Origin of the sequence: Paenibacillus sp. 2RAB27 (genome assembly GCF_052115445.1) — a bacterium.
GTDB lineage: Bacteria > Bacillota > Bacilli > Paenibacillales > NBRC-103111 > Paenibacillus_E.
Map to the genome: position 1 here is coordinate 1 of NZ_JBFRGR010000051.1, position 11,251 is coordinate 11,251.

Genomic DNA, 11,251 nt, shown 5'->3' on the forward strand with positions numbered 1-11,251 from the left:
ATATGTTCGAATACATTGAACTTTTTTACAATCGTAAAAGGATCCATGGTTCTTTGGGTTACCTTTCACCCGTTCGATTTGAAGAAAACTATTACAAGAGTGTTGCTGAATTCTCTTAACGAGTGTCTACTTTCTTGACAGAGGTCCAATTTTACATTTATTTGAAAAACTAGCTTAACTGACCACACAGCTTAGCCTAAGACCTCAGGTATAAAAAAAGACAGCACCTGATTTCAGGTACTGTCCCTATTTGATGTCTCATCCGATCAATCTTATTAATCCTTTGTACGCAATTTCATCGAATTTGCTAATGACCTTCTCTCGATCCATCGCCCACGCGCAATCTTCAAGCGCACAAGCGACCGGCGCATCTAAGCGAATCGTTGCCAGATCAAGCGAAAGATGCAGCATATCCAGCTCCGCTTCGATCTTAGCCCTTACACCTTTGGGAAGTGCAGCTAAGTTCTCGAGGATACCCGCGATGTTCACATATTCGTTGAGGAGCTTAGTTGCCGTTTTTTCCCCAATTCCTTTGACCCCTGGATAATTATCAGCAGTATCACCCGTTAACCCCTTCAGATCAATGATTTGAGCTGGGGTTAGGCTTTTCTCCTCCATGAGCGTTTCTAGCGTGTACACCATGTAGTTGGATTGCCCTTTTTTCATAATAATAACTTCGGTATTCTCATCCACGAGCTGGAGCATATCATGATCCCCGGTTAAGATCTGCACCTTTGTGTGGGGGCTGTATGTACGAGCCAAGGTGCCGATACAATCATCTGCCTCATAACCAATAACGCCGACATTCGGAATGTTAAAGCTGGCTGTCACTTCTTTGACCAAATCAAATTGTGGAATTAACTCCTCGGGAGCAGGTCCGCGATTCGCTTTATAAGATTCAAATTTCTCCGTACGGAAGGTCTTGCTTCCCATATCCCAACAACATACGACGTGAGTTGGTTTAAACGTGCCGATTGCATCGAGTAAATATTTCAGAAATCCGTAGACACCGTTGATAGGCACACCGTTATCGGTTGTCATGATGTAACCACTAGATGATGTAGCATAAAACCCGCGAAATAATAAGGCCATGCCGTCTACGAGCAGCACAGATTCAGATGAATTTTGTGACATTGATAATAGCTCCCATTCCTGTGAAAATATGAATTCATTACAAGTAGTATAGCACGCCACACAGGTTCCCGACACGCAGAAACCCGCCATCAGCAAAAGTTACCAAAGACGGGTCAGCGTGTGCTATGTAATTAGCGGCTCGTATGCCATTTAATTTCCTGAATGAATTCCGTTACGGATTCCTTTAAACGTGAAGAGATTTCATCATCGAGAATAGCTTGACCTTGGTCTCCCCATGTCACTTGTTTATCAAGCACGTACACGCCTTGTAAAATATTCTGTGCGCCTAGGACAGACAACACTGGTTTGAGTGCATAATCGATCGCAAGCAAGTGCGCGTAGGTTCCTCCAACCGCTAATGGAAGTACGATTTTACGCTCGAGTCCTTTTTGCGGCAGCAGATCCAAGAATGCTTTCAACACGCCTGTGTAGGAAGCTTTGTAGACGGGCGTAGCTACGAAAACAGCATCTGCTTCAGCCACACGCTTACTCGCATCCACAATGGCTTCACTGTCGAACTTCGCATATAACAAATCCTCAGCCGGCAGGTCGCGAACCTTAATCCAATCTACTTCCAAACCTGCTTGCAGAAGCTCGCTCTTAGCAACTTCAATGACACCATGTAATCGGGAGGTTGGGGTTGGACTTCCTGAAATAATTACTACTTTAGCCATTTGATTCACGCTCCATTAGCAATTTGTGGGTGAAAAAAGAGACTCCGCCTCCATGTATTCGGGTACATAGTGGGAGTCTCCTGCTGTTCGGTCGACTTATTTTAATTCACAGTAATTCACTTGGAATTATATTACCATGGCATCTAAGAGACGTCAATCCGTCATTTTAAAAGAAATTCCAGCCCGGCATCCATCTTAAAAAGAAGGAGTATTTCGCCGGTATAATCATCCCCGATAGAATCGGATAGAACAGTGCGAATAGTACGAAGACAGCGGCTAAGTAGCCGTAGACCCATCTTCTTCGCTGCAGCGGCCCTTGCTCCAAATAGTCCTTGATGTAGTAGGTCAAGATCAGTACTAGGAACGGTACCATTGCAAAATAGTGATAAATAAACGTTAGTCGCGGTACCAACATCCACGGCAGGTACTGTGAACAGTAGGCAATGAGCAGCATGCGCAGCAATTTGTCCTTGCGTTTGAACGCGAGATAGAAGGACATCAGCACGGCAATAAAGCCTGGCCACCACACCAACGGATTACCGAATGAAACGATGCTCGAAAGCATGCCCTGCGGCATCAGCTTCGCTTGATAATACCAGATCGGGCGTATCATCATCGGCCACTCCCACCATGGTGAGGAGAACGGATGCGTTGCGACGAGATCCTTATGGTATTTGTACATATGTACCTGATAGCTCACAACATCTTTTAACTGATGTCCAGGACCTGGAACCATCATGAAAGGAATATAGGATAACGTGTAGACGCCTAACGGCACGATAACAAACATGAGTACGCACCATAATATGGTAAGCGATGTGTTGCGTACGAAAAGCTTTTGTACTCTTAGGAGCTTCGTAGATTCTTCCACAGAGAGAAGATCATCATAAACTCCCTCGCTCTCCTCCACATCAGCTTCATCGCTACTGTTCTCCCTCAGTACTCGCTTGGCAAATTGGTACTCTCTGTATCGCTCCCATAGCGAGATGAATAAGAGGACGGCCAAGCCGGCACCGCCATAAATGACGATCCATTTGGAAGCAGCACCGATCCCGAAGAACAATCCTGAAAGTCCCAGTGGGATTAGCGTCGTCCACAGCTTTTCACGGAAGAAGCTCAAAGTTGTATACCGATACATGAAATAGAACATTAGCATAATGAAAAATACACCGTACACATCAATCGTGGAAATTCTTGTTTGGGCAAAATGCATGAAATCAAAGCTGAGTAAAAAGGCAGCAATAAGGGCATATTCGGAACGGCCAAACATCCGCTTTGCGAATACATACATAATTGGAATCATGCCTACTCCGAATAGCGTACCTATAATACGCCAGCCGAATGGATTTAATCCGAACACATAAATACCGATGGAAATGAATATTTTGCCCAGCGGCGGATGTGTGCTTTCATAAGGCTCGATCTTGTGAAGGTGCTCATACGCTGTTCTTGCATGATAAATCTCATCGAAATACGTGCCATTCATGTAGGTAGGTGTATACGGGACAACACTTGGCTCATCAAATAAATGAGCTGTTTTCCCATTATCGGCGGCGTCCACATCTACTTCCTTCAGACTAGCGATCGGTAATGGCGTCGTTCCCCCATCTCCGAAAATCCCAATCTCATGAAGATGCAGCTTCGCACTCTCTTGCGTATCAATCACAATTTTTACATAGCGAGCTTCTTTATTCGCTTCTACGGTATGCCAGGTGAACACTTTCGTGTGGTCAGATTTAACCGCCATAGCATCCTGCCACTGTTCGCCATCATTCGAGAACCAATAGGAGTAAGCACCTTCCCCAACACCAGCAAAACTATTAATACGTGTAATCTGATGCAGGCTGCCGAGATCAGCAATGACCGTCTCTCCTCCACGTGTTGGCTGCCAGAACGTCGTTGGATCTTTATGCCCGCCGAGATGGAACAGTGCAATGATCGTATAAATCACCATAAGAACGCCTAGATATAGGGCATCTTTACGCGAGAAAAAGCTCCCACGCTTCCCTCTTTCTATATGATCCTCTGGCTTATGGAAAAGTGCCTTCCACGGTGAGGTTTCTCTCAAATTCGTTGCTTTTTCTTGTAGGTCATCATCCATTGGAAGCACTTCGACCTTGTTGTCAACTAGAGGCATAGTTTCCTCCACAGTTTCATCCCCATCTGATTTCACGAAAAGCCTCCATCCCAATATACAAGCATAGACAAACATCATAACATTGATCGCTGAAACCGTCAGCATCAAAGGATTGTATCGCGGAATGTGATAGTCCTGATGAAAACTCCGCAGGAGTACATCACCAATATTGATAAAATGCGTAATACTAAAGCCGATAAACAGCCATAGAATTCGGCGATCCTTCATGTAAATGAAGCTCGTTAATGCTAACAATAAGCCATAGTGCAAGTAGCGCTCATGCATTTTGGTCATACACATAAACATAGCCGTAATAAATAAGAACGATATGTATAAGACGGCACCACGTTTATTCTTACCGAGCCAATAAAGTAGACAGACATATACGATGGACAGAATCATTAATACGACTCCAATCCATTTATAAGACAAATGCCAGAAACCACTGTTGATGTCCACGAAATTCCCGCCAAGAAGTGCGAACAGATTAAACGCATTGAGTGATGCATACGGATAGGAAGCTAACGTGCCCGAATACAATTCAATCATCCAGCCATAGCCTCTGCCCACTGCAAAAGGAAGTGAAAGAACAGCCATTGTGGCTACGCCTGTCAACACGCTAAGCAGCCAAACCATCAACTTACGTGCCCTTATCACATCTATCAGTAAGAAGATACCGAACAGCAGCGCTTGAGGCTTAAGTAACAGAGCAAGTGCGATAAAGAAGGCGGCTTGCGGTAGTTTGCCTTTCATCTGCATCAATAATGTAGCCACAATAAACAGCATGAAAAAAGAATCTACCTGTCCCCATACCGCGGAATTTGCCCAAATGGCTGGGTTGAAGGCAAATAGGGCAGCAATCCAGAGCGCCTGCTTCCAGGTACGTGCTCCTTCGTGCTTACTGAGCGCTAGTCGAAATAACAGATAAACAGTCCCAAGATCTGCAAGGATTGATGGAAGCTTAAGAATAAGTAAGGAGCTGCTGCTTTCCCAAGGAATAGACAGCTTATGATGTACAAAGCCCACAACGTATAGGACATACATGTAGCCAGGGGGATAATCCAGAAAATATTCTTTGGCATTCGTATATAAGTCCTTCAAGCCTACCGTATAAGCGCGATCTGCCCACGCCATGAACGTTCGCACGTCCGTATCATAGCCTACCCATGTGGGGGCCAAAACCAGTCTAAGTATGAGGGCAATCAGAAGCATGAATCCTAAAAGAAAAAACGTACAGGGAGCTACTCCCCGTTGCTTGAACCAGCTGACCATGCGGCATCTCCTTAGCATTGAACTATCCTTATTATACCTGTCCACACTCTTGCAGAAAAGGAAAAAAGCACCGACAGTTAGTCAGTGCTTGGGTTCAATCTTTTCGATGCGCTCACAAATGTCATGCAACCAATCATAATCCCCTGTCAGTGAGGCACAGAGCGATAAATTTTCTAGTTTTAATCGATTCCATACATAAGTCGCGTTTGCTTCCATGCATAGCATTAATTCCTCTTGCTCGCCTCGAGTTAGCTCTCGGGCTCTGCGTAGTGTCCATAATTCCGCCATACGTTGATGAACGGCTAACATCATTCTTAGCCCCCTGCCGGGTGGAGTCGCTTTCATTAACTAGTATAGACAAAGTTAGGAGACTCGAAACAGTGTCCTACTCTCTTTGTCGTCATGGCTATTTATGTGAAAAAGGAAGAAAGCAAGAGAGCTCGTCCACTCTCTTGCTCCTTCTTACTCTCAGTTGAGTACGATCATTAAGGGATATGAACCACAGCAATTCTCTCGATGGCAACAAAGAAAATCGTACCGTTATTACCTGCTAGAATAACATTCCCATGTTCAATACCAAGAAATTTGCCTGTATGATTCGGTGTAGTACCCGCGTGAACTGTGATGACCGTACCAAGTGAAATGCGAGACAAAGTATGCAAAGTAGCAAATACGGAGCAACTCATTGTGTTTTCCTCCCTTCTAGCTTTATATGATATCGTATGCTAGTTCTTTATTTTTGGTATAGACAAATGAATACTAGGATTCGTATATTTTGAGACTAGTAATCTGACGAAAGGTATACAAACGAAAAATAACCCTTCAGTCTCAATTCTCATTGAGATCGAAAGGGTTATTAAGCTTCCAACTATGCAGTGGATACTTCTTCGGAATCACTAGCGGAATCCGTGCCTTCTAGGAAGAATTGCACGAGCTTCACATGTTTTTTCAACGATTTCTCGTGAATGAGGTTAATTTTCCCATTATCCAACGAGCCAAATACATAGATTAACTCTTCATTGTCATGTGACCAATCGAAGCCTTCTAGCAATTGTAAGGACTGCGTCCACTCATCATTATATTCGCCATTCGGGAATAAGAATCGATTCGCATACAGGGCAATACTTTCCTGAATCACACGGTTCGCGGATGTATATTGTGCCAAACCTGGCTGCTCTGGCATCATTGGTAGAATCGTATTGAAGAATTGATGCAAGATTTCAACATACGTCGATGGATCATGTCGAATTTTACGCTGCAGTTCATAAGAGGGCTGCATTCTACCTGAGAACAGCATCGTCGCCGTTGCATACAACCAGCTGAAGCATGTAAAGTTGCGGTTAAAAGAGGTCAAGTTACTGCGTCTCTCCACACCCGCCGCCTTCAGATACACATTGTGATCCACGACCTGCTGAATAACTAGATTAAGCGGATCAATGGAGTCAAAGGAATGACCGAGTTCTTTACTAACCAGCTGCACTTTGGAGTTAATGTCACCAAATAACTGCTGCTCTTCTTCCTCCGTTAAGCCGATATAAATTTGCACAGCTAGCTGTGTTTCCATCAGGTCTAAACGTCTACCCTCAAGTTGATTAATCGTGCCTTCTGTTTCCTCAACCTCTTGCTTAATCTCCGCATCGTCACTAAACTTCCGTTGCTTAATCTTCAGCAGAGCCAGCTTCTTCTCATAGCGTCGTACTTCTTTCTGCATCTGATCGTTCACATAGCCAAGTGCTAGAATCCGATGTTGCCCATCAAGAATGGATAGCTTCGAGCCGTGTCGCAAGAGGAATTCCTTCACTCCTTTGGAGAGTTGGTTCACTTCCCGAAGCGATAAGGTTACAGGACCGAAGAACACATGGTCCAATTCGCGTTCTTGCAAATAAGTCGAAATCTTCCTGCGCTGCATGTTACTCAGCTTCCGTTGAACCATGGGATCGATCATCGTATAGTTCAGCAGGTCCTGAACGCGCAAAGCCACAGTCGCGAGACCGAACTTTTCGCAGAAAGGATGGATAGTCATTTTCAGGCGTAATCCTTCCATTAGCTCACGTCCTCCTTATTCGCAAAACTAGCTTTATAGTCTTCTGCATCACTGATTAGGAATGCATTCTGATCTTGATAGAAGCTCTTAATGTGGTTGTAAGCTTTCATGATACGTGTACGTCTTGGGAGACGATCCTTTTCTTCTCCAGCATAAATACTATTCCAGTTGACATGTGGCAATATTTTCAAAGCATGCTCAAGTGCGTAGCGATTAAAGCTGCCTGTTTTCGTCGCTTCTTCATGCATGAAGAGGGCTAACGCAATTTGGATATTCTCAGACCACACAATTTCACCCTTGGTCGGTGATGGCAAGTGTGTCAATAATCCGTTAAAGTAGCCGCCTGCCAGCGAAATAAGCTCCTGCAAATCTTTATCCGCATACTGATAGTTGTTATTACGAGCAGCAGATTTCATTCTTCCTTCAAACAATCCAACTAGAATTTCAATCAACAAATGGTAGGAGAAAAGATACTCCGGCGATTTGCCACGCTCTGAGAACATATCGACAGTTAGCTTCTGCATCGCAGGCGCTTTCGCTGCTAGCTCTGTAGCTGCCACATGATAGAACCGGCGTTGATCACGAAGGACAGCCAAGTTGCCTCCAAGCTTGCGAGGAAGCTTGTTAATATCGGAGAACAATTGACGTTCCTGACGCGCATTAATGTCTAGATAGGTCATTGTTGAGATTGGGAACGCATATAAACGGCGCAGCTTTTCCGTAATCTCATCCATTTTGTCATATTCACGACGATCTTTCGCTCGTGCCATCTGACTTTGCAACGTTTCCATAATCCGTTGGAAAGCTGCCAATCGATGCTGACCATCAACGACATACAATTTCTCAATTGGCTGTAAGCGAAGGGCTTGGTGGTCTTCATCGTAATGTCCTGCGCCTCTTGCTGAGAAAATGATGCCAGGGAAATAGATTGGCTGGCGATCTTCCAAATATAAATTCACATAGTCAATTAACTTAGAGAGGTTACGTGGAATGATCGCACGTTGTACTTCTAAATCCACCTCAAAAATAGAAAATAGTTTGCTAATAGGTAATGTAGCAGCAATTGTCGCTTGACCGAACGTCTGTCCTAAAATTCCGGGAATCTCTACGTACGATGACGGCTTCTGTTCAGCTAACAGCTCTGATAGTGAAGAAATGGCATCCATATACTTACCCCTTTCAACGTATAAATTTTCTCAATCTTCTACCTAAATATGTCTCTCATTCTCCTATTTTTACCAAAATCTCTAACTTTCATTCTAAGGACCGAAGCCAATCTCCTATTCGCCTTGCTGCCTCAAGTAATCGAGCTTCTTCTTGCACTAAAGCAATACGGACAAATCCTTCTCCTTCAGCTCCAAATGCATCGCCAGGAATGACAACTACGCCTGTCTGAAACAACATTTCCCGGGAAATTTGTCGAGATGTCCATCCCTTGGGGATAGGAGCCCAAATAAACATCGTTGCTTTCGGTGGTGGAATGATCCAACCCGCATCATTTAATGCCGAAATAAAAGAATTTCGTCTTTTCTCATACATACTTGAGACAGAATGATCGCTTTCCATATCTTCTTCTAATGCTGCAATACCTGCTGCTTGTATAGCCCCAAATACYCCGTAATCAATATTCGATTTCAGCGTCTTGAGCGCCTTAACTGCATCTGCATGACCCGTTAGAAATGCGATGCGACAACCTGCCATATTGAAGCTTTTCGATAAAGAATGGAATTCAACAGCAACCTCCTTAGCACCTTCAATCTCCAAAATACTCATGGGCTTATAGCCATCAAAAGCCATTTCGGAATAGGCAAGATCATGTACTATAAGCAAATCCTGCTTCTTCGCATATGAAATCAAATACTCGAAGAAAGCACGATCTGCAACAGCAGATAACGGATTGCTTGGATAGTTTAGCAAGATGAATTTCGCCTTAGCAGCCACGTCATCTGGGATGTCCTCTAGTTGGGGTAAAAAATGATTTGCTGCACGCAGCGGTAGTAAATAGGGTTCAACCCCTGCCAAGACAAGACTTGCCGAGTATATAGGATAACCTGGATCAGGGACAATGGCCATATCCCCAGGATCACAGAGAGAAAGCGCTAAGTGAGCAAGCCCATCTTGTGAGCCCATTAAAGTTAAGATCTCCGTTTCAGCATCGAGCTGGACACCGAATCGATAATCATACCATTTGGCTACCGCTTCGCGAAAGGCCAAACTTCCTTCGGATGTTGGGTAACCGTAATGAACAGGATTACGAACTGCGTCTGCCATTGCTTCCAAAATGCGATCTGAGGGAGGCTGGTCAGGACTTCCTATACCTAAATCTATGACGTCTACCCCTTGGTTCATAACCTCTCTCTTCCATTCAGCTACTTCCGAAAAAATAGCCGAGCCTAGCTGCTGCAGCCGTTTGGATCCTTTAAATGTCATAGATAGCTTCCTCATTATGTGAAATGTGATGTTAGGAAATGATGCCGACCTGATGAACGAGTCTTATCATATAGAGCAAAAATAAAATTAATACCAAATACGAAATCCCAAACTTCCAGCGTGTTTTAACGGGTACTTCATAATAGCTTTCTTGCATCCCTAGTGGGGAGTATTCCACTTGAACTTGGAGGCCAAGGTGCAAGCCATCCTCTTTATTCATGCGTTCTGCTTTTACCAATTGCACTCTCTTAACAATCGCCTGCACAGGCAAGTATGCGTGCCCTTCGAAACCAATCGCATGCCATGACATATTCAACGTTTGTCGGCCAGCGCCTGGCCCTTGCAGTTCCGAATAGGTGATATAGTCCAAATCACGCGTATGACTCTCACCTGGGATCATATAGCCTTGTTGCAGCAAATGATTGGCTGGAAATTCGAATCGTGTAGCGACAGTTACGCGTTCTTCTTTATGACGATACCGCACATATTTCTTGTATAAATCCCATGCAAACATCGCCCAGATGATAAAGAAAATAATCTTACTCGAAAAGTAACTATCGATATAGATAATGATGATGAGCCCGCCAACTAAACCAACTAACCATAACCAGCGCGTTACGGCTGTTGAGATTCGTCCGCCGTCCAAGGGATGTATAGGCAGCAAGTTGATCAGATTCAGATAAAAAGCAGCGTAGGCAACGGAAACGATTACTGCTGAATCCAAATAAACACCTACACCAAAAGCAGCTACGCCTCCGAGTGTCCCCAGAACAGGGCCTCCAATACCTATGAAGGCTTCTGTCGCTGCATCAGTTGGATTCTTTTTCATCGTGATCAACGCACCGAGAAATGGGATGAAGACTGGTGCCGACACGGGAAACCCCTTGATCTTCGCTGCAAGCACATGACCTAACTCATGGATGAGGATCATAAGCACCAGGCCAATCGCAAACGGCAACGGCGCCAAGTAAGCGTAAGCCCAGATCGTGATAAACATCGAGATGACAGCGCCGCCAACTTTTCCAAACTTCAAAGCGGCAAGCAGCAGCTTGCCTTGTGATAAGAGGACAGCGATGAATCCACCAATAGCTAGTGGTGACTTTTTGCGTGTTGGTTTCTGGTTGTCTTCCACGTCCCTATCACCCTTTCGCCCAAATATCCTCAAACACATCTTCTTTGAAGCCTACCGTCACTTTATGTCCATCCGTTACAATAGGTCGCTTAATTAATCGCCCATTCGAGGCTAGCAAATCAAGCATTTGTTCTTGTGACATACCTGCCAGCTTGTCTTTCAAATTCATCTCTTTATAGACGTCGCCTGATGTATTGAAAAACTTCTTAATCTCAAAGCCACTTAACTGAAGCAAATCCGCTAGTTCCTTCGCTGAAGGCGGCGTTTCAAATAAAGCGATGGAATCAGTAATCTCAATATCGTGTGCTTTCAGCCACTTTATAGTACTCCTGCAAGTCCCACATTTATCGTAACCATACACTTTAACTCCCACGTTGTAATAACTCCTTTATGCCGTATGATGATCAAATAGAACTACTTAAAATTTT

Annotated in this window: 11 protein-coding genes; 1 reads left to right on the plus strand and 10 read right to left on the minus strand. The window is 44.3% G+C overall.

Going from position 1 to position 11,251, the window contains the following annotated elements:
• Positions 1 to 119 (plus strand): IS3 family transposase (locus AB4114_RS33090; protein ID WP_441992227.1); only part of this gene is annotated, 119 nt, incomplete at its 5' end.
• 139 nt (positions 120 to 258) lie between these two features.
• Here AB4114_RS33090 and AB4114_RS33095 read toward each other — a convergent pair.
• From AB4114_RS33095 to AB4114_RS33140, 10 genes are all read right to left on the minus strand, one after another.
• Positions 259 to 1,134 (minus strand): 5'-3' exonuclease, encoded by an 876-nt coding sequence (locus AB4114_RS33095; protein WP_441992228.1) that lies wholly within the window; start codon positions 1,132 to 1,134, stop codon positions 259 to 261.
• A gap of 131 nt (positions 1,135 to 1,265) precedes the next feature.
• Positions 1,266 to 1,808, minus strand: coding sequence for an NADPH-dependent FMN reductase (gene ssuE, locus AB4114_RS33100; protein WP_441992229.1), 543 nt, complete (start codon positions 1,806 to 1,808; stop codon positions 1,266 to 1,268).
• 166 nt (positions 1,809 to 1,974) lie between these two features.
• On the minus strand, positions 1,975 to 5,217 hold the full coding sequence (locus AB4114_RS33105) for a glycosyltransferase family 39 protein (RefSeq protein WP_441992230.1): 3,243 nt from the start codon (positions 5,215 to 5,217) through the stop codon (positions 1,975 to 1,977).
• Between the two features lie 81 nt (positions 5,218 to 5,298).
• On the minus strand, positions 5,299 to 5,529 hold the full coding sequence (locus AB4114_RS33110; protein WP_235550349.1) for a DUF7667 family protein: 231 nt from the start codon (positions 5,527 to 5,529) through the stop codon (positions 5,299 to 5,301).
• 173 nt (positions 5,530 to 5,702) lie between these two features.
• A complete protein-coding gene (locus AB4114_RS33115; RefSeq protein WP_441992231.1) occupies positions 5,703 to 5,903 on the minus strand; it encodes a hypothetical protein in 201 nt (66 codons plus the stop codon).
• A 182-nt stretch (positions 5,904 to 6,085) separates the two neighbouring features.
• Complete coding sequence (locus AB4114_RS33120; RefSeq protein WP_441992232.1) at positions 6,086 to 7,261, minus strand: DNA sulfur modification protein DndB; 1,176 nt, start codon at positions 7,259 to 7,261, stop codon at positions 6,086 to 6,088.
• On the minus strand, positions 7,261 to 8,427 hold the full coding sequence (locus AB4114_RS33125; RefSeq protein ID WP_056609438.1) for a DNA sulfur modification protein DndB: 1,167 nt from the start codon (positions 8,425 to 8,427) through the stop codon (positions 7,261 to 7,263). The genes AB4114_RS33120 and AB4114_RS33125 overlap by 1 nt, the downstream gene beginning before the upstream one ends.
• An 88-nt stretch (positions 8,428 to 8,515) precedes the next feature.
• Positions 8,516 to 9,691: an aminotransferase class I/II-fold pyridoxal phosphate-dependent enzyme gene (locus AB4114_RS33130; protein ID WP_441992233.1), complete on the minus strand. Its 1,176-nt coding sequence runs from the start codon at positions 9,689 to 9,691 to the stop codon at positions 8,516 to 8,518.
• A 31-nt stretch (positions 9,692 to 9,722) separates the two neighbouring features.
• Complete coding sequence (locus AB4114_RS33135) at positions 9,723 to 10,823, minus strand: site-2 protease family protein (RefSeq protein WP_441992234.1); 1,101 nt, start codon at positions 10,821 to 10,823, stop codon at positions 9,723 to 9,725.
• Between the two features lie 7 nt (positions 10,824 to 10,830).
• Positions 10,831 to 11,196: an arsenate reductase family protein gene (locus AB4114_RS33140; RefSeq protein ID WP_441992235.1), complete on the minus strand. Its 366-nt coding sequence runs from the start codon at positions 11,194 to 11,196 to the stop codon at positions 10,831 to 10,833.
• Positions 11,197 to 11,251 lie beyond the last annotated feature (55 nt).

What these genes read in the sequence shown, in the direction of transcription:
- AB4114_RS33095 (WP_441992228.1), bottom strand. Translation starts at nt 1,134, where the DNA reads ATGTCACAAAATTCATCTGAATCTGTGCTGCTCGTAGACGGCATGGCC.
- ssuE (WP_441992229.1), bottom strand. Translation starts at nt 1,808, where the DNA reads ATGGCTAAAGTAGTAATTATTTCAGGAAGTCCAACCCCAACCTCCCGA.
- AB4114_RS33105 (WP_441992230.1), bottom strand. Translation starts at nt 5,217, where the DNA reads ATGGTCAGCTGGTTCAAGCAACGGGGAGTAGCTCCCTGTACGTTTTTT.
- AB4114_RS33110 (WP_235550349.1), bottom strand. Translation starts at nt 5,529, where the DNA reads ATGATGTTAGCCGTTCATCAACGTATGGCGGAATTATGGACACTACGC.
- AB4114_RS33115 (WP_441992231.1), bottom strand. Translation starts at nt 5,903, where the DNA reads ATGAGTTGCTCCGTATTTGCTACTTTGCATACTTTGTCTCGCATTTCA.
- AB4114_RS33120 (WP_441992232.1), bottom strand. Translation starts at nt 7,261, where the DNA reads ATGGAAGGATTACGCCTGAAAATGACTATCCATCCTTTCTGCGAAAAG.
- AB4114_RS33125 (WP_056609438.1), bottom strand. Translation starts at nt 8,427, where the DNA reads ATGGATGCCATTTCTTCACTATCAGAGCTGTTAGCTGAACAGAAGCCG.